The organism is Wenyingzhuangia fucanilytica (assembly GCF_001697185.1).
GTDB lineage: Bacteria > Bacteroidota > Bacteroidia > Flavobacteriales > Flavobacteriaceae > Wenyingzhuangia > Wenyingzhuangia fucanilytica.
The window spans coordinates 1,712,692-1,737,731 of record NZ_CP014224.1 but is presented as its reverse complement, the minus strand read 5'-3'; the positions used below and the strand labels follow the sequence as shown (position 1 = coordinate 1,737,731).

At 31.6% G+C, this 25,040-nt stretch carries 15 protein-coding genes and 1 tRNA gene; 5 read left to right on the top strand and 11 right to left on the bottom strand.

Annotated elements, in window-relative coordinates; all coding sequences use genetic code 11:
* Window positions 1-100 precede the first annotated feature (100 nt).
* Window positions 101-2,881 (top strand): hypothetical protein, encoded by a 2,781-nt coding sequence (locus AXE80_RS07080; protein ID WP_068825784.1) that lies wholly within the window; start codon window positions 101-103, stop codon window positions 2,879-2,881.
* A gap of 248 nt (window positions 2,882-3,129) precedes the next feature.
* The gene (locus AXE80_RS07075; RefSeq protein ID WP_068825781.1) at window positions 3,130-4,158 is read left to right on the top strand and encodes a carboxypeptidase-like regulatory domain-containing protein; all 1,029 of its coding nucleotides are present in this window, start codon (window positions 3,130-3,132) and stop codon (window positions 4,156-4,158) included.
* A gap of 114 nt (window positions 4,159-4,272) precedes the next feature.
* Here AXE80_RS07075 and AXE80_RS07070 read toward each other — a convergent pair whose 3' ends face one another.
* From AXE80_RS07070 to AXE80_RS07045, 6 genes are all read right to left on the bottom strand, one after another.
* On the bottom strand, window positions 4,273-5,325 hold the full coding sequence (locus AXE80_RS07070; protein WP_068825779.1) for a sugar phosphate isomerase/epimerase family protein: 1,053 nt from the start codon (window positions 5,323-5,325) through the stop codon (window positions 4,273-4,275).
* A 19-nt stretch (window positions 5,326-5,344) separates the two neighbouring features.
* Entirely contained in the window at window positions 5,345-7,603 is a 2,259-nt protein-coding gene (locus tag AXE80_RS07065; protein WP_068828757.1) for a DUF7133 domain-containing protein, read from the bottom strand.
* Between the two features lie 20 nt (window positions 7,604-7,623).
* Window positions 7,624-8,766: a Gfo/Idh/MocA family protein gene (locus tag AXE80_RS07060; RefSeq protein ID WP_068825777.1), complete on the bottom strand. Its 1,143-nt coding sequence runs from the start codon at window positions 8,764-8,766 to the stop codon at window positions 7,624-7,626.
* Between the two features lie 2 nt (window positions 8,767-8,768).
* Window positions 8,769-9,932: an MFS transporter gene (locus AXE80_RS07055; RefSeq protein WP_068825775.1), complete on the bottom strand. Its 1,164-nt coding sequence runs from the start codon at window positions 9,930-9,932 to the stop codon at window positions 8,769-8,771.
* Window positions 9,933-10,090: 158 nt separating this feature from the next.
* Complete coding sequence (locus tag AXE80_RS07050) at window positions 10,091-11,104, bottom strand: helix-turn-helix transcriptional regulator (protein ID WP_068825773.1); 1,014 nt, start codon at window positions 11,102-11,104, stop codon at window positions 10,091-10,093.
* 26 nt (window positions 11,105-11,130) lie between these two features.
* The gene (locus AXE80_RS07045; protein WP_068825770.1) at window positions 11,131-11,511 is read right to left on the bottom strand and encodes a transmembrane 220 family protein; all 381 of its coding nucleotides are present in this window, start codon (window positions 11,509-11,511) and stop codon (window positions 11,131-11,133) included.
* A 135-nt stretch (window positions 11,512-11,646) separates the two neighbouring features.
* On the opposite strand from AXE80_RS07045, the gene AXE80_RS07040 reads away from it, so the two are divergent.
* On the top strand, window positions 11,647-14,475 hold the full coding sequence (locus tag AXE80_RS07040) for a TonB-dependent receptor (RefSeq protein WP_068825767.1): 2,829 nt from the start codon (window positions 11,647-11,649) through the stop codon (window positions 14,473-14,475).
* A gap of 828 nt (window positions 14,476-15,303) precedes the next feature.
* Here the strand turns inward: AXE80_RS07040 and AXE80_RS07035 are convergent.
* From AXE80_RS07035 to AXE80_RS07015, 5 genes are all read right to left on the bottom strand, one after another.
* Window positions 15,304-16,767, bottom strand: coding sequence for a magnesium chelatase (locus AXE80_RS07035; protein WP_068828755.1), 1,464 nt, complete (start codon window positions 16,765-16,767; stop codon window positions 15,304-15,306).
* A 2-nt stretch (window positions 16,768-16,769) separates the two neighbouring features.
* Window positions 16,770-17,900 carry a vWA domain-containing protein gene (locus tag AXE80_RS07030; protein WP_068825763.1) on the bottom strand — a complete coding sequence of 377 codons (1,131 nt, stop codon included), beginning with the start codon at window positions 17,898-17,900 and terminating at the stop codon, window positions 16,770-16,772.
* Window positions 17,901-18,156: 256 nt separating this feature from the next.
* On the bottom strand, window positions 18,157-18,873 hold the full coding sequence (locus AXE80_RS07025; RefSeq protein WP_237340598.1) for a hypothetical protein: 717 nt from the start codon (window positions 18,871-18,873) through the stop codon (window positions 18,157-18,159).
* A 27-nt stretch (window positions 18,874-18,900) separates the two neighbouring features.
* Complete coding sequence (locus AXE80_RS07020; RefSeq protein WP_068825760.1) at window positions 18,901-19,893, bottom strand: Gfo/Idh/MocA family protein; 993 nt, start codon at window positions 19,891-19,893, stop codon at window positions 18,901-18,903.
* A 73-nt stretch (window positions 19,894-19,966) separates the two neighbouring features.
* Window positions 19,967-20,212 (bottom strand): hypothetical protein, encoded by a 246-nt coding sequence (locus tag AXE80_RS07015; RefSeq protein WP_068825756.1) that lies wholly within the window; start codon window positions 20,210-20,212, stop codon window positions 19,967-19,969.
* Window positions 20,213-20,347: 135 nt separating this feature from the next.
* Here AXE80_RS07015 and AXE80_RS07010 point away from each other — a divergent pair.
* Both AXE80_RS07010 and AXE80_RS07005 read left to right on the top strand, forming a co-directional pair.
* Window positions 20,348-20,434 (top strand) — tRNA-Ser (locus AXE80_RS07010).
* Between the two features lie 282 nt (window positions 20,435-20,716).
* Window positions 20,717-24,937 carry a hybrid sensor histidine kinase/response regulator transcription factor gene (locus AXE80_RS07005; protein ID WP_068825754.1) on the top strand — a complete coding sequence of 1,407 codons (4,221 nt, stop codon included), beginning with the start codon at window positions 20,717-20,719 and terminating at the stop codon, window positions 24,935-24,937.
* Window positions 24,938-25,040: the final 103 nt, after the last annotated feature.

Sequence of the window (25,040 nt, the reverse complement as noted above, 5' to 3'; positions counted from 1 at the left end):
GAATAAAGTCTGTGAGAAAAACACAAAATGTCACTTCGAGTGCTTTGAACTTGTTTCAGGGTGTATCGAGAAGTGCTACGGAGATTTGATATTAAAATTTATGAAAAATCGAATTACTATTATCTTTTTAAATTTGTTGTTACTAACAATAATTAAAACCTATTCTCAAGAAAAACCACCATTAAAAATAGCATCAAAAAATGCTTATGCAGAAAAAATTTACTTACAGCCAGTAAGTACGGTTTTTACTACGGATAAAACCATTTGGTTTAAAGCTATTGTAACAGATTTGGAGCATTTACCAACCAAGCTAAGTGCGGTATTACATGTAGATTTAATTGATTTTGATAAAAATATTATTGATTCTAAACTCTTAAAAATAGAAAACGGTGTCACTGATGGTTATTTTGATTTGAATGAAGAATTACCTTCAGGAAGATATTTAATAAGAGCCTATACCGAATGGAATAAAAATTTTAGTGATGATTTTATATCTCAAATATATGTAGATCTCTACGCTCCTAAAGAAATAAAACAAGAAGATTTAGCGATAAGAGAAATCACTTTACAAGAAACAGAAAATGAGCAATACCAAATTTCTGCAAAAGCATTTCCAAAACTCCTAAATCCTGAGTTTAAGGGAAAACTAAAAATGTATATCCATACAGAAAAGCAAACAGATTCTTTAGAAGTTAAAAAAGATGAAAATGATATTTATAGTTTTAGTTATTTATTACCCAAAGATGCTGTAAAAGCAAGATTAGAATTCCAACCAGATTCTATTAGAGCAAGAAATTTTGATTATAAAAAGTTCAATTCATACAGTAAAACTATCACTGTTAATAAGGAGTATTTAGACTTACAATTTTTTCCGGAAGGAGGGAAATTAGTGGATGGATTAAACAGCAAAGTAGCATTTAAAGCTTTGGATTATAACAATAAAGGAAAGCAGGTAACAGGGAATATTGTAGACCAAGATAATAACATCATCATGCCATTTCAGAGTAATAATTTGGGAATGGGAATTACGCAATTAACTCCTAACATTCAAAAAAAGTATTATGCAGTAGTCAAAGGAAAAGATGATATTGAATATAAATATCCAATCCCAGAAATCCATAAAACAGGATTTGTGCTAAAAGTAAAAGAGGTAAAAGAATTCATCGTACTATCTTTAGAAACCAATCAACAAAACCAAGAGCCCTTACATGTAAAAGCCCAAGTAAGAGGAGTGGTTTATGATGAATTTGAAATGCAATTTCAAAACAACAAGGTAGGAGCAGGAATAGAAAAAAGTCTATTACCCGAAGGAATTGTAAAATTCACCATTACCAATCCAGCGAACCAAATTGTAGCAGAACGGTTGTTTTTTAATGACAAAGAAGAGGAGCAAATTTATATAAACACAACTTTAAACAAACAGCAATTTAAGCAAAGAGAAAAAACAACAATTAATATTATTACCGAAGATGAGGATGTAAATGGAATTCAATGTAACCTTTCTGTTTTAGTCATCAACAAAGAACAGTTAGGAAAAGAAAACAGTTTGCGTAGTAATATTTTGTCTTACTTTTTATTGAATTCAGAATTAAAAGGAAGTATAGAAAAACCTAATGAATATTTTAACCCTAAAAATAAAAGAAGAAAACACGATTTAGATGCTTTGCTACTTACCCAAGGTTGGAGTAATTACAAGTATGAAAACACAGCCTTTACGAACAACTTTAAATATCTCCAAGAAAAGGGGTTAACTATTTCAGGGAGAATTAAAAATCAATGGTTTTCTAAAAGAGAGTTAAAAAAGCCAATAGAGCTCACAGCTGTGTATGGACCTTTAAATGTAGCTATTCAGGAAATAGATAGTTCTGGGTATTTTAAGATGAAGTTAGAAGATTATTATAAAGATAAATTTAAGGTAATGCTTCAGACTAAAGACGAAAAAGGAAAAAAGAAGGACTTTACCATTGAACTAGAGAAATACGAAAGTCCAAAAATACATTACAAAAAAGAGGAAATAATTCAGTTTGCAGATAGTACTAGCCTATATGTAAAAGAAAATATTCTTAAAAGTCCAAAAGAAGAAAATCTTACACCTATTGAAGGAGTAATAGAATTAGAAGAGGTAGAATTAACAGGTTATGTGTTAACTGCACAAAGAAAAAAAGTAATGGATTTACACGGAGCTCCAGATTTTGTTGTTGAAAACGAAGAAATTATTAAAAAAGCTCCTAAGTGGAACTCAGGTTTGTATAGTGTATTACAAGCTAGTTTTCCTGATGATATTCATATAATTTCAGATTTAGATGGTAATCTTTTTGCTAATATTTATGGGAGGGATGTTACTTTGGTTCTTGTTGATGGAATACCAGTTCAAAGGTATAATTACATTTTGTTACAATATTTATCTATTGAAGAAGTTAAAAGTTTTGAAGTGATAAATAAACCTAAATATGCAAGATACCATAATGATAGAATTTTTAGACCAGATTATACGGATCCAGATGAAATGTTTGGTTCTCTACTAGCTATACCTATTGATAGAAGAATAGGGATTATAAGTATCTATACTTATGCTGGTAAGGGGTTTTATGGAATAAAAAGAAATAAAGGAATTAGTAAAGGTTTTGTTCAGGGGTTTATACCCAAACGTGAATTTTATACTCCAAAACATGAAAATTTAAGTCCAGAAGATTGGCAATTTCCAGATGTACGTTCTGTTGTACATTGGAATCCAAATGTAACTACTGATGAATATGGTGAAGCAAAAATAGAATATTATAATGCCGACAATACAGGAGAAATGCTCATTGTAATTGAGGTAATTACTAAAAAAGGAAAGTTTGGGTATTATGAAACAAGTTATCAAGTAGAAGAAAAATAAGTTCTCGATACTTGATTTGTTTCCGTTACACTACAGCAAATCAAACTCGAACTGACATGGGATTTAAAATGTCACTTCGAGTGCCCTGAACTTGTTTCAGGGTGTATCGAGAAGTGCTACGGAGGTTCAATATTAAGGTTTATGAAAAATAATACTGCTATGTTTGTGTTTTTTAAGGTGTTTTAAATATTAGGGAAACTCTATCAAGTTTATAAGAAATCGTTTCTTTCAATAATAAGAATTATAAAATGGTAACAGATAAAAAGAATCATCAAAGGTCTATTTTATGGCTATGTAAAATTATTATACTATTACAAGTAGGTATTTGTAATGCACAAAATCATGTGTCAGGATTTGTGTTTAGTGCTAAAGATTCTACAGCTATTTCTGGTGGTGTTGTTTATTTTGAAGGAACAAGTATAGGGGAGACCACGGGTGAAAACGGGGAGTTTAAGATTGTTTTTAAAGAAGGTAATTCTTCTCTTGTTATCAGTTCAATAGGGTTCGAATCTGTTGTTGTTAATGCCCAAATGATAAAAAACAATTCAAGTTTTCTAAGAATTTATCTCCCAGAGAAATCAGAAGAATTAGAAACTGTTTTTTTAGAAACAGACTCATGGAGTAGGGAAGAAAAACTAAAAATATTTAAACGAGAATTTTTAGGAAATAATCATGCTGCAAAATCTTGTAGAATCATCAACGAAAATGATATTAAACTAAGGTTTATCAAATCATCTAATACACTAATAGCAAGTTCAAGAGAACCTTTGGTTATTGCTAACGAATATTTAGGATATCTTTTAAAATATAATTTAAGGGATTTTATGGTAAAACTTAAAACAATCAATAATAAATTAGTACCAATAGCTGTTCATTATCATGGTTATAGTTTTTTTAAACCATTGAGAAGTAATGTTTCTAGAAAAAGCAGAAGAAACCGAAATAAAAGTTATTTAGGATCATCTTTTCATTTTATGAGAGCATTATATTCAAATGAATTATACCAAAATAATTTTAAGTTATTCTATGGAGATATTCAGGTTCCTGTTCACAAGTTTTTTAAGATTACTGATGATCATAAATTAAAAAAAGTAGCACTTTTGGTTGATAAAATTTTTATCATATACAAAACAAATCAACAATCTGTACTTGTTTCAAAAGGTGTTTTTACGATTGATGAATTTGGATATCACTCTCCTCCAGAGTCTATTAATTTATATGGAGAAATGTCTAAAAAAAGAATTTCAGAACTTTTACCATTAGATTACCAACCTTAAAAAAGATGATGTTTATGGTTAGGAATATTTTGGAAAACATATTATAATGATAAAAACAAAAAGAGGAATCTTTATGATTCCTCTTTTTTGACTCTTTCTTTTTCTTAGAAATTTTTAAATCCCCAATATCTTTTTTAGTGCTTCTTTATCAGCAGCACTACCTGCAAAATCATCAAAGCCTTTGTCTGTAGAATCTATTAAATGTGATGCAATAAACGGCGCCCCTTCTTTAGCACCTTGCTCTGGAGATTTAATACAACATTCCCACTCCATAACTGCCCAAACATTACAATTGTATTGAGTTAATTTGGTAAAAATGCTTTTAAAATCTACTTGTCCATCACCCAAAGATCTAAATCTACCGGCACGGTCTTTCCAATCTTGATAACCTCCATAAACCCCAACTTTACCAGAAGGGTTAAATTCAGCATCTTTTACATGAAACATCTTAATGTATTCGTGATAGTAATCGATATATTTTAAATAGTCCAATTGTTGTAACACAAAATGACTAGGATCGTATAAAATATTTACTCTTTTATGATTGTTGGTTGCTTTTAAAAATCGCTCAAAAGTAACTCCATCATGTAAATCTTCTCCTGGGTGAATTTCATAACAAACATCTACACCATTTTCATCAAAAGTATTTAGTATAGGCATCCATCTATCAGCCAATTCTTTAAATCCCATTTCTACCAATCCCTTAGGAGCTTGAGGCCAAGGATACATAGTGTGCCACATTAAAGAGCCAGAAAACGTTGCATGCGCAGTGATTCCTAAGTTTTTACTAGCAATTGCGGCTTTTTTTAATTGATCTACTGCCCAAGCGGTTCTAGCTTTAGGATTGTTTCTATAAGCTTCTGGAGCAAATCCATCAAACATGGTATCATAAGCAGGATTAACTGCTACCAATTGTCCTTGCAAATGCGTAGATAATTCGGTGATTTCTAATCCATATGATGTAACTTTTCCTTTTAACTCATCACAGTAAGTTTGACTAGTAGCAGCTAAGTCTAAATCTATCAATCCAGTTTCCCAAGTAGGAATTTGTATTCCTTTATAGCCTAAAGAAGCTACCCATCCACACATTCCGTCAAGAGTATTAAACGGAGCTTCTGTACCGGCAAATTGCGCTAAAAATATAGCAGGTCCTTTAATAATATTCATTTTCTTTTTTATGTTTATTTTATTTTATTTTATCCAATTCTTTTAAAGTCCAGTAACCTTCTCTGTCTTTATCTTTTGCTCTAATTTTTCGTACTGTTTTAAAGTCAACATTATCTTCATCATTCATGGCTCTAACATAACTTAAAACATCAGCAATCCATCTGTCACTATTGCTTTTTAAAGACATCATCACTCCGTATTCTGTACCATCAACTTCACCAATTAAACCATTTAATAAAATTCTAATGGCTTTGCTATCGTGATCTTTAACCCTTTTACTACCAATTAATGGAGGAGCTACTAAAGAACCATCTTCATTTTGAGCCCCTTTTAAGTCAGGACCATGACAAGTAACACATAGTTGATTATAAGTGTCGTAACCTTTTAAAACAGACTCTTGAGAACCTCTATTTCTACCAGCAATTCTCTCTTTTAATGCCAATAATCTTTCATCAGTTTTCTTAAGACTTTCGTAAGCAGAACTAGAAATAACTTTGTTTTCTGCGTATTTTCTTTGAATGGTTTTTAAAATAGCCGTTGCTTTGTCCTTAGGGCTAAAACGTAAACTCAATGCTAATTGATCTACAACTTCTACAGAAGGATCTGTTTCTAAGTTTTCTAAATCATTTAAAAGTTCAGTATTACCAGCTTTTAAGAAAGGTTCGCTTAATCTTATTGCTGTCATTCTTACTCTAGCATCTTTATCTAAAAGTTTTTCTTTGATGATAGATTCATCTATAGCTCCTAAACCTTCTAAAGTCCATAAGGCATGAATTCTCTCTAAGGCATAATCTTTATCGTCATTACCAAACCATTTAGACCATAAACTTTGGTTGTTAGATGCGATATCTTTTAACAAAGGAATTACTTTTTCATCAGCTCTTAAAATGATTAATTTTTGAGCCGTATTTCTGTACCAGCCATTTTTATGTCCTAAGTACTCCACTAATTCGCTAGAAGTTTTATCTAATAATTTTGGCTGTTTGTCTGGTTGAATATCCTCGTGTACAATTCTATAAATTCTACCTCTACCAATGTTTTTGTCTAAACCTTTACGCTCAATTACAGGTCTAATATGACTTCCTTTTCTAGTCCAGTTACTTTCTTGAATAATTCCTCTATACATATCTACCACATACAAAGTACCATCAGGCCCAGTTTCAGACCATACAGGTCTAAAGTTTAAATCGGTAGATGCCATAAATTCAGTTTCAAAATATGGATTTGTTAATACTTTTAATCCATCTTCATTTTTAACTATTTTGGCTCTTCTAATAAAACGTCCAACAGGTTCAGGAATAAATAAATCACCATATAAGTTTTCTGGTAATTTATGTCCTCTATAAATAGTTTGTCCGGCAACTCCTGTAAAGTGATTTAAAGTACCATCTTTTTTAATTCTTCTAGGCCCCCCCTGTACATCTGGAGTACCAACTATAGGCCAAGTTTCCATAAAACCAGGTTCTAACCTTTCTCTTGGACTATAATCTCCATAAATAGGAGGGTGTTGGAAACCATAACCAGGATTTTCACCACCAGCAGTTGAGTAATAATTATTCCCCATGTCATCTTGAGTTAATCCCCATTGACCACTAGGCATTTTGATTACAGAATCTACTAGAACTTTATCTTTGGTAAATTTAAAACGTATAGGGTTGTAGGTTGTATAAACCCAGTTGTCTAAATTCCAAAGCAACCCGCTTTGTTGGTGTTCTAAATTTCCACCTCTACGATTTTCATTGTAGTAAACACGTTCTTTTTTATCTGCAACACCGTCGTTATCAGTATCGGTGTATTTCCATAAATCATAAGTGTAAGTTTCGTTAACAATTAACTCACCATTATCTAAAGGCAAAATCATTCTAGGTAATAAAAGACTGTCTATAAACACAGTGCTTTTGTCCATTTTTCCATCTCCATCAGTATCAATCAATTGTTTTATTTTACTGATAGATCTATTGGTTCCTGTACCATCTACATCTTGCATGTAGGTGTTCATTTCAGCAACATACAGTCTTCCATTTCCATCCCAGGCAATGGTTACAGGTTCGTCAACCATAGGTTCACTAGCCACCAATTCCATTTTATACCCCTCTGGTAAGTGAAAAGTTTTCATGCTTTCCTCTGGGCTAAGAAATTCAGAGGAGGCTTCTCTAATAATTTCTGGTTTGGTAAACTTATTGTCAAAGTATTTTTTTTCCTTTTTATTACAACTCGCTAACAATACTACAATTGATAGTGCAGTAATAGAAAGGGGATAGTTTTTAATTGTGGTCATTTGTTGTTTATTTCTTGTTGTTAAATTTTGGTCCAAGTAGCATTATTTTTGTCGCTTTCTACAGCAGCATAAATAAATTTCATTCCTCTAATTCCATCCTTAGCTGTTGGATAATCTGGGTTGTCTATTTTTTCACCTTTTAATTCAGCTATCAAATGGTTCGAAAAGTTTTTGTATACAGTAGCAAAAGCTTCTAAATATCCTTCTGGATGTCCTGCAGGAATTCTAGAAATTTGAGCAGCAGGGTGGAGTTTATTTCCGTTAGGAGTATATATTTTAACAGGTTCCTCTAACCAATGAGTAATTAATTGATTAGGATTTTCTTGTTGCCACTCTAAACTTCCTTTAGTTCCATAAACTTTTATGGCTAAGTTGTTTTCTTCTCCCAAGGCTATTTGAGAAAAAGACATGGTTCCTTTGGCTCCGTTTTCTAAACGTAATAACAAGTTTCCGTCATCATCTAAAACTCTTCCTTTTCCAAACCTACCTAAATCGGCAGCGATTTCAGTAATTTTTAAACCTGTAATATATTCAACTAAGTTTTCTGCATGGGTTCCAATATCACCTAAAGCTCCTCCAATACCAGAACGCTTAGGATCTACTCGCCAAGCAGCTTGTTTTTGACCTGTAGTTTCTAAGTCTGTAGATAACCATCCTTGTAAATATTGTACTACTACTTTTCTAATGGTTCCTATATCTCCATTATCAACTAAGGCTTTGGCTTGTTTAACCATAGGACTACCAGGGTAATTATGTGTTAAGGCAAATAGTTTTCCTGATTTTTCTATGATTTTTTCTAATTCTATTGCTTCTTCTAAAGTTAAGGTCATAGGTTTATCACAAACTACGTGAAAACCATTTTCTAAAGCCATTTTAGCAGGAGGGAAGTGCATATGGTTTGGTGTCACTATAGATACAAAATCCATACGTTCGTCTTCTGGAAGTTCTTTTTCTTTTAAAATCATTTCCTCATAACTTCCGTAACATCTGTTTTTTGGTAAAAATAAATCTTTCCCAGATTGAATTGATTTTTCTGCAGTGCTACTAAAAGCACCACAAACCAACTCTATCATTCCATCAATGGAAGCTGCTTTTCTGTGTACATCACCAATGAATGATCCGGTTCCACCACCAATCATTCCCATTCTTAATTTTCTATTCATGTTTATGCTTTACTCGTCTTTTTCATGTAAATATTTAATCCTATAAAAGCTACAATTAAAATTGCAGGTAAAATAGACATTGTTCTAAGTGCTTCAACAGCGTTGGCATTATCCATTAGTTTTCCCATAACAGGTAGAACTAAAGATACAGAGAACATTCCTGCTCCTCCCATAATAGATAAACCTAAGGCTCCTGTTTGTGGTAAATATTCAGCTACAAATCCTAACATGGTTGGCCAAAAGAAAGTTACACCAACGGCAAATACCGCAGCAGCCACAAAAGTCATGTTTCCGCTTGTAATGGTTAATAGCCAAAGTCCTGCAAGGGTAAAAATGGCTGAATAAAGTAACATTCCTGCAGGTTTTAATTTGTGTACTACTTGTCCTGCAAACAATCTTCCTAAAGCCATAATTCCGTTAATAAAAGCCAATACCAATAAAGGAGATGATACCGAAGTTTTTAATAATGATTCTATTCTTTGAGTAGTTCCTAATTCTGATGCAGCAGTTAAAAACATACACAAAACCATAAAAATAAAAAGTGGCTTGGTAACACTTTTAATCATTTCTTTATTACTAATTCCTAGTTTAACACGCTCTGTAACTGGAATTTTTTGACCAAAAAACAATACTCCATAAATCACCAAAGGAATAAATAAGGTAGTTACCATTACTTGCCAGCTTAAACCAAGAACATCCATGGTTAGCCAACCAATTAAAGAACCAATTACAATTCCTCCAGGAAACCAAACGTGAAATCTATTTAGCATTTTTGTTTTTTGCTCAGGATACATAGAGGCAACTAATGGGTTTAAAGCGGCTTCTACCAATCCGTTTCCTATACCAATAAATAAGGTAGCTAAAAACAAAGAGGTCATAGAATCTGCCATAATTGTCCAAACAATACCTATGGCATGAGTCACAAAAGCCATCCAAGTAATTTTTTTGATTCCTAATAAATCTACCAAAGGACCTCCAAAAATCATGGCCAATGTAAAACCAAAAAAAGCAGGAGTAAACGCATAACCTATTTGTTCTAAGGTTAAACCTACACCCTCAGGTCCAAATACAGTTTCTAGTCTTGCTCTAATAGCAAAAGTCATTGCTGTGGTAATCAACGCTAAACAACTAGCAATAAAAAGTCTGTTTTTATGAAATGTGTCCATAGTGAGTAATTATAATAAATTAAGTTAAAAATCAATACTAATACCATAAAATAGCAAGTATTATTTTATAATATTCATTAATTATCAATATTATTTGATAAATATATATAATTGATGATAAGTTAATGTTTATAATTTTTCACTGAAGAAAAATATACTTAAACAGTATTTAACAATCTATACTCGTTTGGGGTACAATTTTCGTGTTTTTTAAAAACGGTAGCAAAATATTGACTAGTGGTAAATCCACAAGTGTAGGCAATTTCTGAAACCGAAATTTCTGTGTTTTCTAGGAGTAAGTTTTTAGATTTTTCTATGCGTTTGTAGGTTAAATACTGCATAGGAGTAAGGTTGGTAATTTGTTTACAGTGATGGGTGAATCTTGTAAGTCCAACTCCTGCAGAATCTGCCATAGATTGAATGCTCCAGTTCTCGGACACATTGTTGTCTAATTCTTTTAAAAAGAATCTTACACTTCTGGAACTGTCTGTTAATGATTCGTTTAAAACTATTTTCTCTTCGTTTAAACTTTCTAATAACAAAAGCAATAATTGGTTGATGAGTATTCTAATTTTAGAAGCACTGTTATTGTCCACATCTTCATCAATAGCTTTTCCAATTTGCTGAAAACATTCTTTAAAATAATGATTGGTTTTGATGATTGATTTTTCATTGTGTCTTAACAAAGTAGTCAATCGTTCTAAGTCCTGTTTGGTAAGATGAATCCACTCTGGCCATGTCCATTTTTGATGTGGTCTTCTGACTCCTAAATCAATAATAATCCAATAAAACTTACCAATACCAATATTGGGGTTTCCTACTTTATGAGCCTCCCAAGGTCTAGTAATAGTTAAGTTGTTTGGTTCTAAAATCACCTCTTTGTTTTCTTGTGCATAGGGCATTAATCCCGATTCTAAAAAATGAAATTCAATACCTTCATTTCTATGCCAATCTAAGCCCCAATCTTGCGGTGTGTTGGCATCCCAATACCCAATACTATTTAGGCCTATGGTATTTTCATCCAATCGTTTTCCAGGATAAGAGTGCCTAGCTAAAGATTTTAGTTTTACTTTTTTTCTTTCAGAAGCATCTACTAAAGGCAAACAAGTATCTGCATGATATACAATACCTTCAGCAGCTTGAAAAGGTTCTATGTTTTGTATATTTTTCATCACAGATTTCATTTTGGGGTATAAAATTATTTTTTATTGGTGCTCATAGTAAAGATCAATCCGGCAATTCCCATGGCCAAACCAATAAATTCTCTTGAGCCCTCAAGATAAGGTTTTTCGTAAACCATTTTACCAAAAATCTCATCTTTTTGACTGGTGTGTAGCCAATCTATTAAGTAGCTAAAATGAGCTCCTGCATATAGGATTAAAATGATAATATAGGCAATAATAATTTTGTTACTAATATGTATAAAATTAACCAACAAGCAAATTAGACTAATAGTTAAATAAATAGAAAACCAAATAATAGGGTCAGGGTCATTTAGTTGTAATAATGCAAAAGCAATAAAGGTTAAAAACAAAAAAATGTTAATAAAAGTATTCTTTTTAGAAGTCTTTAGTGTCATTATTATTGGTAGTTTATATAGTTTTGTTTATTATTTTTCAATGGTAGATAATAAACAAAATCATTGTTTATTATTGATAATTTTACCCATTCGGTTTAATAATTAACAAATATATAACTCAATATTTAAATATTTATGAATAAAACTATTATTAATAGAAGTCCCTTGGTTTTATTGTGCTTAATTGTCAATTCAGTTTTTGCTCAACAAATTATTAAGGGTAAAGTTTTAGACGAGAACAATCAGCCAATACCGGCTGCAGTTGTAGAAATAAAAGGACTGAATTCAAGTGTTTTAACTAATGAATATGGGAGTTTTGAATTTGAAGAACTAGCTCCTCAAGCCTACTCCGTTAAAGCAAGTAGTTTAGGATATCAATCTCAAATAAAAAAAATAAACCTAACTAAACATTCAAATGTTTTAACTTTTAGATTGGTAGAAACTTATGAAAATTTAAACACTGTAGTTGTAACAGGTACTTTTGATTCAAGAAAACAATTAGAATCTTCTACCTCTGTGAGTGTATTAAACAATGATGAACTTTCTAAATTAGTGCCTAGAGGTACTGCAGATTTACTTCGTAATATACCAGGAACTTTTACAGATGCTTCTGCTGGAGAAGTTTTTACTAAAGTATATTCTAGAGGAGTTTCTGCTTCTGCAGAAGATGATTTAGGTTGGTATTACACCTCTTTGCAAGAAGATGGTTTGCCGGTAAGTTTAATGCAACATTCATACTTTGGACCAGATTTGTTTTACCGTTCGGATGTAACTACAGAAAGAGTAGAGGCTATACGTGGTGGTTCTTCGGCCATTACTGCTATGAATGCTCCTGGAGGAATTTATAATTTTATCTCTTTAAATAAAACGGAATCTTTTGGTGGTCAAGCACAATTAACTAGTGGGATTCAAGGGGATAATAACGCTTATCACAAAGTAGAATTGGCTTTAAATGGAGATTTAGGAAACAACTGGTTTTATAATGTTGGAGGTCATTTTAGACAAGACGAAGGTGCCAGAAATGTTGATTTTACTTTTAGCAAAGGAGGACAGGTAAAGGCGAATATTATTAAGAAAAATGATAGTGGTTATTTTAAGTTCTATGCTAAATATTTAAATGATAAAACCAACAGATGGAATGGAGTAACGGCTAAAAACTGGAACAATCCTACAGCGGTTTACGGACAAGATTTTAATACTACTTCGCAATTATTACCTTCTATCAACGCAAGTATTCCTGATGGTAGAAATGCTACAGGTACTAGCTATAATTCTTTTAATCCATCGCAAGGAGTGCTGGCTAAAGACATTGTCGGTGGTTTTGATTTTTCTCAAAAATTAGGAAACGATTGGAACCTTAAAAACAATATCAAGCTTTCTCATAAAAGTGCCAATTGGCAAACAACCATTAGTAATGCTTTTGTAAGCTTAAGTAATCCTTTGGCATATTTTATAACTGGGGCTGGATTTCCTATAGGAAAAGTAGTTTTTAAAGATGCTAACACAGGAGCAACATTGGCTCAAGTTGATAATAGCGGAAGCTTAGCAGAAGAAGAAAAAGATCGTACTTTTAATTACATAGATGGTAGTCTACCAAACGATGCTCTTTTAGGTGCAGCAGGCTGGTATAAGGATACCAAAGCCACTGAAATAATGGATCAATTGGTAGTGAATAAAAAATGGGAGAATCATAATTTTAATACTGGGCTAGATTTTGGATATTCTAACACCAATCATTACACACAAAGTAGTTTTGTGTTTGCTACATATGAGAACAATCCTAGAAATATGGTGGTGACTTTAGAGAATCCGGGAGAACCTGTAATAGCTTTGTCTGATAAAAACGGGGTAAGTAATTATGGAGGTTTGATTTTTGAAAAAGCAGAGGCAACATTATTTCAATCAGCTGTTTTTGTTAATGATTTGTGGGATATCAACGAGCAGTTTCAGTTAGATGCAGGACTTAGGTTTGAAAATATTTATCATAAAGGAGATAAATACAGAGCAGAGCCTTTTTCTCAAGCTGGTGGTTTTGATGGAGATTCTCAAACAGATTATGACAATGGTTTGTTAAGACCTAACGGAACGGTGGATGCTTTTGATTTTAACTATCATTACTTGTCATATTCTTTAGGATTGAATTATAAAGTAAATAGCGATTTGGTTTTGTTTGGTCGTTATTCTAAAGGAAACAAAGCTCCAGAATTTGATTATTATTTTAACAATTTTACCAATGTGCCAATTCCTAAAAAAGGAGAAGTTCAAAATATTCAACAATATGAGTTTGGAGTAAAATACGATGCTAAAAACTTTTATGTTTCTGCCACTAACTTTATCAGTATTTTAGAGAATATTGGAACGACTAATTTTGAGTTTGATGGCACTAACGGTACTATTTTTTACACACCTACACAGTACAATAGTTCTCGTACCTTAGGAACAGAAATAGAGAGTATGTATCAGCCTTTTGACTTTTTAAGGTTTAACTTAAATGGAGTAATACAAGATGCAACCTCTAATGATTGGACAATTTATGATGCAGGGGGAACAGTAGATACTTCAGACGATAGTATTGTTAGGTTTGATGACCAAACATTACCATTTAACCCTAGTTTAATGTTTAACTTTAAAACAACTTATTTAAGAGATAACTTTTATACTTTTTTTGATACACAGTACATGGGAAAAAGATATGGAAACATTGCCAACGGTTTTGAATTGCCAAGCTATTTTACTTTTGATTTAGGAGCAGGATATAACTTTACTAAAAATTTAGAGTTGAGTGTAAATGTAACCAACTTATTTAATTCTGATGGTTTGGCTAATTTCTTTGGACCTAATAGTTTTGGTGGAAATGCTAACCAAGCTACTCCAGAATTTGTAACCAATAATCCAGATCAAAATTTTATAGTAGTGCCAATTTTACCAAGAGGTATTTTTGCCAAAGTAAACTATACTTTTTAATAGGTATTCACAATTTAAAAAAAGCTCTTTAACAATTTGATAAAGAGCTTTTTTTATGGAATTTTATATTTAAACGAACATCGATAATAGATTCTCGATAATCGCTCACCGACAACCAATCCTTCTATCTTTCTACTTTAGACTTTTTTTCATGTCAGTTCGAGTAGTCGTTTGATGTAACAAAGTGTAAGCAAACGATGTATCGAGAAGTACACAGTGGAATATCGATAATCGATTCTCGAGAATCGCACACCGACAACCAATTCTTCTATCTTTTTACTTTAGACTTTTTTTTATGTCACTTCGAGTAGTCGTTTAATGTAACAAAGTGTAAGCAAACAGTGTATCGAGAAGTACTATAGAAACTGTTCTCGATACTATTCGTTCGTATCTCTCAAATCACTCGAACTGACAAATGGGTCACCTTTATAAACACCTCTTACTAAAAGATCTTTCTATCTTTTTACTTTAGACTTTTTTTCATGTCACTTAGAGTAGTCGTTTGATGTAACAAAGTGAAAGGAAACGATGTATCGAGAAGTACACAGTGGAATATCGATAATCGATTCTCGAGAATCGCACACCGACAACCAATCCTTCTATCTTTTTACTTTAGGCCTTTTTTCATGTCACTTCGAGTAGTCGTTTGGTGTAACAAAGTGTAAGCAAACGGTGTATCGAGAAGTACTATAGAAACTGTTCTCGATAGAATTCGTTCGTGCCTCTCGAATCACTCGAACTGACAAACAAATCAATATTTCAATCACCTCTTGATAAAAAATGCTACTTTTAACCATTAACCATTAACCATTAACCACTAACCATTATCTAAATCCCATCAATAAAACTTTCAAAAGAATCTTTAAAACCATAACCTTCGGTAAGTGTTACTTTATTTAGTTTTTTATGTTCTACCAAAGACCATAACACAAACTCTTTAAAAAAGGCAAGGTCTTTACTGTTTAAGTCTGGTTGGTATTCTTGTAATAAATCGGTTAAAGGAGTGATGTATTCTAATTGTTGTTGGTATTCTTTATCGGTTAAATCATTCGCCAATTCAAAATCATCACCAGCAATAAACCATTTGATGATTTCATCATAAGGAGTAGAGGCATCTTTACGAACCAATTTTTCTATGGCAGGAAAATAAGTTGGAAATAAGGTTTTAATGGCATCGTTAATTAAGTTTTCTGCTACCGATGCAGCTCCTTCTTGCTCTCCTTCGTACACTAATTCTATTTTTCCGTTAATGGCAGGAATAATGCCCATAAAATCACTCAGTCTTACGGATGTGTTTGTTTCTCCTGTAGCCAACATTCTTAGTTCTGCAGTGCTCAGTAAGTTTTCGTAAGCAGATATGCTTAAACGAGCACTCACACCGCTTTTAACATCTACATATTCACTATCTCTAGCTTCAAAACCAATTTGCTCTAACAAATCTTTGGCTAGTTCTGGAACATAAATATTGTTAGATTGATTTTCTTCTAGTTTGGCTTCTTGCTGAGTAATGGTTTTAGCAATCGCAATATTATCAGGGTAATGGGTTAAAATTTGTGAACCAATTCTATCTTTTAAAGGCGTAATAATACTTCCTCTGTTGGTGTAATCTTCAGGGTTTGCAGTAAATACAAATTGCATATCCAAATCAAAACGCAATTTAAAACCACGAATTTGAATGTCTCCTTCTTGTAAAATATTAAAAAGTGCTACCTGAATTCTAGCTTGTAAATCTGGCAATTCATTAATCACAAAAATAGAACGGTTGGCTCTAGGAATCATTCCGTAATGAATCACTCTATCATCGGCATAAGATAATTTTAAATTGGCTGCTTTTATAGGGTCTATATCACCAATAATATCAGCCACAGTAACATCTGGAGTAGCTAATTTTTCTGCAAAACGTTCCGATCTGTGCAACCATGTAATAGGTGTTTCATCACCTTGTTCAGCAATTAATTCTTTGGCAAAACGAGAAATAGGTTTTAAAGGATTATCGTTAATTTCTGAACCAGAAACCACAGGAATATACTCATCTAACAAGTTTACCATTTGTCTGGCCAAACGTGTTTTTGCTTGTCCACGTAATCCTAATAAGTTGATGTTGTGTTTAGATAAAATAGCACGTTCTAGTTGAGGAATGACCGTTTTTTCATAACCATGAACACCTGTAAACGTTTCTTTTTGTGCTTTTTTAAGATTGATTAAATTACTTCTTAATTCTTCTTTAATGGTTTTGTATGTGTAACCAGCTGTTTTTAAGGCTCCTAATGTTTTTATACCTGTATGTTTCATCATTATCCTTTAATTCTTTTTTTTCTGTTTTGTTCGTAATCTTCAAAAATCATTTCTCCCAATCCTTGTAAACCTGTGTAAAAGGCTTTTCCTTGGTTTGCTTGTGTAAAGGCTCTTACAAATTGCATTAAATAATGATCTTGAGCAATCATAAAAGTAGTAATGGGAATGTGGAGTTTACGTGCCTGACTCGCTTTGTCGTAACATTTACGAACAATATGTTGGTCTAATCCGTTACTGTTTTTATAATATCTTCCATCGGGCAAACGCAAGCAACTTGGTTTTCCATCGGTAATCATAAAAATTTGTTTGTTGGTGTTTTTTTTACGTCTTAACAAATCCATAGCCAATTCTAACCCAGCCACTGTATTGGTATGGTAAGGACCCACTTGTAAATAGGGTAGGTCTTGAATGGAAATTCGCCAAGAATCATTTCCAAAAACAATAATATCTAAAGTATCTTTTGGGTAACGTGTGGTAATAAGTTCTGCCAAGGCCATGGCAACTTTTTTGGCTGGCGTAATTCTGTCTTCTCCATACAAAATCATACTGTGGCTAATGTCAATCATCAAAACTGTACTCATTTGTGATTTGTGAGTGGTTTCATTCACCACCAAATCTTCTTCTGTTAATTGAAAACCATTGCTAATTCCGTTGTTGATTTGAGCATTACGGATACTTTCTGTCATAGACACATTGTCTAACCCATCTCCAAATTGATACGCTCTGGTTTCTCCTGTGGTTTCATCACCTGTACCTATTTTTTTAGTATTGTGATTTCCTGATCCTGATTTTTTAAGCTTTCCAAAAATTTGATTCAAGGCACGTTGACGAATGGCTCTTTCTGTTTTGGCTGTAATTCCTATTCCAGAATTTCCATCGGGTTTGGTGCGTTCTTGTATAAATCCTTTTTCAAACAAATCGCGTTTAAAATCTTCTAAAGTATATTCTGGTGTGGTGATTTCATACGTTTTGTCTAATTGTTCAAGCCAGTCAAAAGCCTCATCAACATCACCAGAAGTATGGGTAATGACTTCTTTAAAAATGTCTAACAACTTATCAAACACAGAAAGTTCTGGAGCTTCGTATTTTTTAAAAACAAAACCAGTATAGGCACTATCTCTTTTATTCATAGAAAATCCTTTTAAAACAAATTCTTTAACACTCGTTTAAAGTTAAGTACTTAGTCGTAAAGAGAAGCATTAACTTAAAAAAAACATTGTGTATTTGGAGTGTATAATATTAAGTTGAGTAAATTTTTAGCTTGATAAAGCTGGAAATATATATAGAGAGATTTATATCATAAACAAAATCGTTTTCGATACTATTTTTCTTCATTTCATTTTGAAAAATCACTCAAACTGACAATACACTACAGGTTAAGCTATTTTACAAATCGGTAAAAAGATTTGAGTTGAATTGTTGCTTTACAATTACATTTTTAGGTCCACCAGCTCCTTGACTTCTATCGAACGATAATAAGATGTTTCCTGTTGTTTGATAATTATCCCAAGCTTTGGTAAAACGTGGTTTTTCATCATTAAAACTTTTAAAAAACGCCCATTGTTTTACTAAGTTTTCTTGTTGGTCTACATATACCCAATATTTATTTTCTGGAGTCACTCCCACATTTTCAAAAGTCATTTGTAAGACATCTGCAGTGTTTTTATTTGGAAGTTTCTCAGTTTTTAAATAGGTTAAACTCACCCCTGGGTCTAATAATTTCCATGGCATGGTTAGCCAATAAGAATCATTAATCCACCATTTTCTTCCTTGCGTTAAAAGTTTATTTAATTCATTTAAATCAGTGATAACTTCTCCATTTTTAAAAGCTTTTCCTTTTAGGGTATTAATGTTTACCAAAACAACTAAATTTTGGCCAGGGTTTTCAACACGAACATTTCCTGTCCATTTATCCCAATGTAAAGTCCTTTTTCCAAAATCCCATTTTATATAATGTACGTTGTTCCAGTTTTCTACACCTCCCATTTGTTCCATTACTTTTAAAGCTATTTTATTGGCTTTTTCTGTTGGGGTTTGAGCTTGAGTAATATTTATGGTAAAGCAAAGGGTAAAAAATAATAATGTTTTAATAGCTAATTTCATGTTGATTGATTTTTTAAGGGGGGTGTATTATGAGGATAGTAAACCACTAATTTGTTCTATCCAATAATTGGTTTTGGCTCCAATTTTTCCTGTACTATAGGTGTGATTGGTGTTGTTGATTAAATCGTTGACAATGGATGTTATTAAAGGCTGCTGTACATGTTCAGGATAATTAATTTCAAATACTTGTTGACTTCCATCCGCCATTGTTAATAATACAGGATTGTCGTTAAAACATGCTAGTTTGATGTTTCCTTTGGTTCCGTTGATGATTAATTCATCACGTCTGGTGCTAATACTGTTGTTAAAAGCCCAAAAACAAGAACCTATTACATTGTTTTTAAATAATATATTGGCAGCCACCACGTCGTTAGACTTGTGTATTTTAGATTGATTGATGGCTAATCCTTGTACATGATCAATACTTCCTATTAAAAATTCTAAAATATTAATTTGATGAGAACCTAAATCATAAAAATATCCATCACCTGCCATTTTAGGATTTACTCTCCAGTTGTTTTTTACATAGTTTTCATCAACCACATCTAAAGGCTTTGTTAGGTTGATTTGTACATTTAACAAAGTACCAATGGTTCCATTGTCTATTAATTCTTTTGCTTTTAAGAAATTTGGTAAACAAGTTCTGTAGTAGGCAATAAATAAAGGTAAGTTCTTTTCTTTAAAAGCTTTTTCAATTTCTACACACTCCTGATGTGTAATGGCCATTGGCTTTTCTATGTAACAAGCTTTTCCAGCCTCGGCAACTTTTAGAGCATAGGCTTTGTGGTATTTGGGAGGAGTTGCTATGTACACAGCATTGATGTCTGGATGATTGATAATTTCATCCGCATTGGTAGTCCATTCAGGAATATGGTGTCTATGGGCATAGTCCTTTGCTTTTTCAGCATCTCTACGCATCACCGAAATTACAGTTGAGTTTGGTGTTTTATACATGGCAGGAGCACTCTTTACTTCGCAAACACTCCCAACGCCAATAATTCCCCAATTTACTTGTTTCATATTCTTTGTTTTAAGAAAACTAAAAATACCATTTTAATATCTTATTATAAAAAAGATATAGGACTATATAGCATTATTTTTTATTCTCTTTTTCAATCATTTCGTAGCATTCTTTGATGAGTTTTTCTCTTTCTAATCTCTTTTCTTTAGTTTTTATTTCAAATTCTTTGTTGATCTTAGCTCTGAACTCTTCAATTTTAGGATTTCTTGTATAACAGGCTTTTATAACTAAGCCAATAGCGATAACAATTCCAATAATGTATCCAAGTAATGATGCGCTTATGTAATCTTTAGCCAATTCTTTTATTATTTTTTCCATGATGAATAGTGTTTTGTTTACTCACAAAATAATGGCTCATGTATGTGGTATAATCGCATTTGTAAAACATTTGTTAGTTTTACTCAAAACGCTTGTTTTATATAGCATACATTTTGTTTATTTGCAAACCTAATTAGAGAGGTGTCTGAGTGGTCGAAAGAGCTACCCTGGAAAGGTAGTGTATGGGTAACTGTACCGAGGGTTCGAATCCCTTCCTCTCTGCGAATTTTAAACCTTATGAACGTTATGTTTATAAGGTTTTTTGTGTTAATGTTTTTATTAACAAACTGTAAAATCATAACCTCTGTAAATTTCAAATCAAAAATTCAATATTGTTTTTGATGATTTTGAATAACCTAAAATCGTTGCCTACTTTAACTACATAGGAACAGAGTGAAACATATGGTTTTAATTGTGATGTAAATGGTTTTTTAATCATTTATCAGTTTAAAATAAAGTGCTAGATGTCATTTAAATAATATATTTGAATATAGACTTTACATTATGCACAAAATTATTTCAAAATTCATTTTTTTAATCGTTATATGTTTATTCTGTTCTCAAAGTAAATTAATAGCACAGACTCCTATTTATTTTCAACATCTAACCACTAATAATGGTTTGTCTCAAAATGATGTTAATAGTATATATCAAGATAATCAGGGGTTTATGTGGATTGCAACTCATGATGGATTAAATAAATATGATGGATATGGTTTTAAGGTTTATAATCCAGATTCTAAAAACTCAAAAAGTATAAATAGTAATTTAATTTATGCACTAACTGCTGATAATAATGGAGATTTATGGTTGGGTACTACAGGAAATGGATTAAACTATTTTAATAAAACACTAGAAACGTTTACTCATTTTACTCACGAAGAAGGAAATTCAAAAAGCCTAAGTAGTAACCATATAACTGCTCTTTATTTAGATAAAAATAACATGTTATGGATAGGTACTAATGATGGAATAAATTTGTTAGATCTTAATAAACCTCTTGACGATGTAAGCTTTAAACATTTTAATATTAACCAAGAAAAATTAGTTTTTAATAAAGATAAAAACACCATTTTTTCAATATTTGAAGACAGTAAAAATCAATTATGGATAGGCGGGACAGATGGACTGTATAAGTTGTCTAGAGATAACAATGGCGAAGTTTATTTTAAACTAATAAATGAGAAAATAGGATTACCTAATTTGTCTATTAGAAGTATAAATGAAGATACTTATGGAAGATTAATAATAGGTAGTAATAAAGGGTTGTTTTTACTTGATGGAAATGAGGAGTCTCACAAAACTAATAAAGTTTGTGATGGATTTTTTAACGTCATCGCTATTTTAGATAATCACATATGGGCAGGAACAAATAACGGACTTCTGTATTTTAATAGTACTAATAAAAATAAGCTTCCAGAGCTTAAAGATCGTTATGTTTATAATCCACGTAACCCTAACAGTATTAGTAAAAATATTGTAAAATCTTTATTTGTAGATCATACAGGAATTGTATGGGTAGGTACCAATGGAGGAGGAGTTAATAAGTTTGATCCTGACAGAAAACATTTTAGACATATCAGAAAAACACTAGATCCTAAAAGCCTTAGTTATGACAAGATTAGAGCGATGTTTGAAGATAGTAACGGTACGTTGTGGATTGGTACAGAAGGAGGAGGTTTAAACATGATTTTAAAAGAAAATATTGATGAAAATTATAATCATTTTAAAACTTTCGAATCTATTTTAAAGCCATTTGCTTTAGCAGAGATAAAAAAAGGAAACGATAAAAAAATATTTATCGGAGCTGAATCTACACCAGGGTTATTTATTTTAGATATTTCAGACCCCAACAATATCAATGAAAAGAATATTAAAGAAGAAAAAGATATTACTCATAGTGTTTTTTCCATTTTAGAAGATAGCCATAAAAATGTTTGGATAGGTACTTATAACGGAGGATTACATCGATGGTTGTACCAAGGAGATGATACTCCATATAAAAAGGAAGTGTTTTTTCATTCAAATAAAGATTCTTCAAGTATTTCTAGTAATATTATTCGTAATATTTATGAAGACAGTAAAAAAAACATATGGTTTGCAACGGCAGATGGATTAAGCTTATTACCTCAAAAAGAAATCTCTTTATCAAAACCAAAATTTCAATCATTTAAGCATCAGTCAGAAAATAAAGAAAGTATTAGTCATAATTATATTTTAGAACTATACGAATCTAAAGACAGTGTGATGTGGATTGGTACTTTTGGAGGTGGCCTTAATAAATATATTCCCTCAACAAACGGAAAATTAGGTCATTTTATTACTTATGACGATCATAATGGTCTTCCAAATAATATTATAAAAGGTATTTTAGAAGATGATCATCACAACCTGTGGCTATCAACAAATAAAGGACTTTCTAAATTTAATCCAAAACAAGAAACTTTTAAAAACTATGATGTAAATGATGGTTTACAAAACAATGAGTTTCAGGAATTAGCTCGTTTAAAACGAAAAAATGGAGAAATGCTTTTTGGGGGGATTAATGGATTTAATGTGTTTTATCCAGAAGATATTATAGATAATAGTTATGAAGCTGAAACGGTGATTACTGAACTCTCCATAACCAACAAACCGGTTAAAATTGGAGATGAAATAAACGGGAGAATTTTGCTTAATAAAGCAATTAATGATATTCAAGAAATCGAATTAAAGTATAGTGAAAATAGTTTTTCTTTTGAATTTGCAGCACTTCATTATGCTGCTCCTCTAAAAAATAAATTTGCATATATGTTAGAGGGGTTTGATAAAGACTGGATATATACAACTTCAAAAAAACGTTTTGCAACATATACCAATATAGCACCAGGAACTTATACATTAAAGGTAAAAGCATCAAATAATGATGGAATATGGGATTCAACCCCTAAAGAACTTAAAATTGAGGTAATACCTCCTTTTTACTTAACAAAAATAGCATATGTTGTATATCTTCTTTTATTTGTTTTAGTGTTGTTGTTGTATAGAAGGTTTACCATCATTAAAACAACAAAAAAACATCAATTAGAACTTAATCATTTAGAGAATGAGAAAAACGAAGAATTGCAAAGAATAAAACTTGAATTTTTCACCAATATTTCTCATGAATTTAGAACTCCATTGACATTAATAAAAGGACCAATAGAGTTTTTGCAAAAAAATGGAGAAAATTTAAATCAAAAAGAATTGCAAGAGCAATATGCCTTAATGCAAAAAAACTCTAGTTATTTAATGCGTTTGGTAAATCAATTGTTAGATTTTAGAAAAATTAACCAAGGAAAGATGAGTTTGGTGGTACGTAAAAGTAACATTGTTACTTTTATAAAAGAAGTGGCAGAACCTTTCCAATTTTTATCTCATAAACAAGTTATAGATTTTCAGGTAAAAGCCTCAAATCAAAATATAATAAGTTGGTTTGATCATACGGCGTTAGAAAAAATCATAAATAACTTACTTTCTAATGCTTTTAAGTTTACTCCTGAACATGGTACTGTTGTGGTTGAAATTTCTGATGGTAAAGAGATTGATAATACATCGGTTGTTATTATAAAAGTGATCGATTCTGGAGAAGGTATCTCAGAAAATAGATTGCAGAATATTTTTGAAAGATTTTATATTGAGGAAGATAAGCATAAAAATAATCCTCAGGGTGCTGGTATTGGTTTGGCTTTTACAAAAAGCTTGGTAGAGCTTCATAGAGGTACAATACAAGCCATAAGTAATGAAAATGAAGGGACTCAGTTTATTGTTAAATTACCTATGGATAAAGTAACATATTTAAATGTTCCAGAAATTGTTTGTAAAGAAGAAACGGATGGTGATTTTTTAATGAGGTCTTCTGAAAAAGAATCTTTTGCCATAGATATTAATGATGAGTTATTAGATGATAATATCACAAAATCAAGATCTAAATTACCTATTTTATTAATTGTAGATGACAATGCTGATATTAGATCTTTTATTAAACAAGTGTTAGGTAAGGAATATGAAATTTATGAAGCCGAGAATGGGGAAGAAGGGTTTAATGTAGCTAGTAAAGTGATTCCTAATATTATTATTACAGATTTATTAATGCCAATAATGGATGGACTTCAGTTTTGTGAAAAACTAAAAACAACCAAAACAACAAGTCATATTCCAGTGATTATGTTAACTGCAAAAATTTCACAAGAAAGCGAATTAAAAGGGCTAAAAAATGGAGCCGATGACTATATAAGAAAACCTTTTGATACTGAACTGTTAAAAATAAAGTTAAAGAACATTATTAAGAACAGAGATATATTAAGAAAGCGTTTTAATCGTGAAATTAATTTACAACCAAAAGAAGTAACAGTAACTTCTACAGATGAACTTTTTTTACAACAAGCGATTGATATTGTTGAGAAACACATGATGAATACAGATTTTAGTGTAGAAATGTTGGTTAAAGAAATGGGGCATAGTCGAAGTAATTTATACTTAAAGTTTAAAGAAATTACAGGATTGTCTTCTAGTGAATTTATTAGAAATATTCGTTTAAAAAGAGCTGTTCAGCTATTTGAACAAAGTGATTTATCGGTAAAAGAGATTATGTATATGACAGGGTTTAATACAGCTTCTTATTTTGCCAAGTGTTTTAAAAAGCAATTTGGAGTTATTCCAAGTGAATATGTTAGACAAAGTGATCGTAAAGACCAAACAGAATAAATATGTAATTTATCTGGTTATAGGCCACAAGGTTCAAAAGTAAAATAATAAAAAGGCTCAGAATTAAAATTTAATTCTGAGCCTTTAAAAATAGATACTTTGT

Coding starts and splice junctions, on each gene's coding strand:
- AXE80_RS07060 (WP_068825777.1), bottom strand. CDS start 8,766: ATGAATAGAAAATTAAGAATGGGAATGATTGGTGGTGGAACCGGATCA.
- AXE80_RS07030 (WP_068825763.1), bottom strand. CDS start 17,900: ATGAATAAAAGAGATAGTGCCTATACTGGTTTTGTTTTTAAAAAATAC.
- AXE80_RS07070 (WP_068825779.1), bottom strand. CDS start 5,325: ATGAATATTATTAAAGGACCTGCTATATTTTTAGCGCAATTTGCCGGT.
- AXE80_RS07015 (WP_068825756.1), bottom strand. CDS start 20,212: ATGGAAAAAATAATAAAAGAATTGGCTAAAGATTACATAAGCGCATCA.
- AXE80_RS07025 (WP_237340598.1), bottom strand. CDS start 18,873: ATGAAATTAGCTATTAAAACATTATTATTTTTTACCCTTTGCTTTACC.
- AXE80_RS07040 (WP_068825767.1), top strand. CDS start 11,647: ATGAATAAAACTATTATTAATAGAAGTCCCTTGGTTTTATTGTGCTTA.
- AXE80_RS07005 (WP_068825754.1), top strand. CDS start 20,717: ATGCACAAAATTATTTCAAAATTCATTTTTTTAATCGTTATATGTTTA.
- AXE80_RS07050 (WP_068825773.1), bottom strand. CDS start 11,104: ATGAAAAATATACAAAACATAGAACCTTTTCAAGCTGCTGAAGGTATT.
- AXE80_RS07075 (WP_068825781.1), top strand. CDS start 3,130: ATGGTAACAGATAAAAAGAATCATCAAAGGTCTATTTTATGGCTATGT.
- AXE80_RS07065 (WP_068828757.1), bottom strand. CDS start 7,603: ATGACCACAATTAAAAACTATCCCCTTTCTATTACTGCACTATCAATT.
- AXE80_RS07035 (WP_068828755.1), bottom strand. CDS start 16,767: ATGAAACATACAGGTATAAAAACATTAGGAGCCTTAAAAACAGCTGGT.
- AXE80_RS07080 (WP_068825784.1), top strand. CDS start 101: ATGAAAAATCGAATTACTATTATCTTTTTAAATTTGTTGTTACTAACA.
- AXE80_RS07055 (WP_068825775.1), bottom strand. CDS start 9,932: ATGGACACATTTCATAAAAACAGACTTTTTATTGCTAGTTGTTTAGCG.
- AXE80_RS07045 (WP_068825770.1), bottom strand. CDS start 11,511: ATGACACTAAAGACTTCTAAAAAGAATACTTTTATTAACATTTTTTTG.
- AXE80_RS07020 (WP_068825760.1), bottom strand. CDS start 19,893: ATGAAACAAGTAAATTGGGGAATTATTGGCGTTGGGAGTGTTTGCGAA.